General features: G+C 63.1%; 1 protein-coding gene. It reads right to left on the reverse strand.

The features are described from left to right. Nucleotides 1–1,130: acetoacetate--CoA ligase (locus tag EN893_RS34990; protein ID WP_128362213.1), on the reverse strand; the 1,130-nt coding region annotated here is incomplete at both ends.

Consider the following 1,130-nt stretch of genomic DNA (forward strand, 5'->3'; position numbering starts at 1 on the left):
AGATCTCCGCCGTGCCGATGCGCACGCCGCCCGGGTTGAGCGTGGCGTCGGAGCGGCCATGGATGATCAGGCCGCCATGCGCGGTCCATTCGGCGAAATCGCCGTGACACCAGACATTGTCGAAGCGCTCGAAATAGGCCGCCCGGTACTTCTTGCCCTCGGGGTCATTCCAAAAGCCGATCGGCATCGCCGGAAAAGCCTTGGTGCAGACCAACTCGCCCTTCTCCTGCCGGACCGGCCTGCCGTCATCGTCCCAGACATCGACCGCAAGGCCAAGGCCGGGTCCCTGGATCTCGCCGGTCCAGACAGGCTGCGTCGGCACGCCGAGCACGAAGCAGGAGACGATGTCGGTGCCGCCGGAGACCGAAGCCAGATGCACGTCCTTCTTGATGCCGTCATAAACGAAGCGGAAATCTTCCGGCGATAGCGGCGAGCCGGTGGAGGAGATTGCCCGCACAGTGGCCAGATCATGCGTGCGGATCGGCTTGAGGCCAGCCTTGCGCACGGAATCGATGAACTTGGCCGAGGTGCCGAGGAACGTCATCTTCTCGGCATCGGCGAAATCGAACAGCACACTGCCGTCGGGGTAGAAGGGCGAACCGTCATAGAGCAGCAACGTGGCCCCCGAAGCGAGCCCCGACACCAGCCAGTTCCACATCATCCAGCCGCAGGTGGTGAAGTAGAAGAAGCGGTCGCCATCGGTGAGACCAGCATGCAGCCGGTGTTCCTTGACATGCTGGATCAGCGTGCCGCCGGCCGAATGGACGATGCATTTGGGAATGCCGGTCGTTCCCGACGAAAACAGGATGTAGAGCGGATGCGAAAACGGCAGCGGCTCGAAGGCAACGGGCTTGCCGACGAAGGGCGACAGCGCCTCTTCCAGCGCTACCGCCTTGTCGATGGTCCCGGCGACATCAGTCGATGTGCCGAGATAATCGACGACCAGAATCTTGCGGACAGTGCCGAGCTTGGCCGCGACCGCGGCGATCTTGTCGGCGACTTCGATCGCCTTGCCATTGTACCAATAGCCATCCGGCGCGATGAAGACGACGGGCTCGATCTGGCCGAACCTGTCGAGCACGCCCTGCTCGCCGAAGTCGGGAGAGCAAGACGACCAGACGGCACCGATC

The organism is Mesorhizobium sp. M7A.F.Ca.CA.004.04.2.1 (genome assembly GCF_004022825.1).
In the GTDB taxonomy this organism is placed as follows: Bacteria; Pseudomonadota; Alphaproteobacteria; order Rhizobiales; family Rhizobiaceae; genus Mesorhizobium.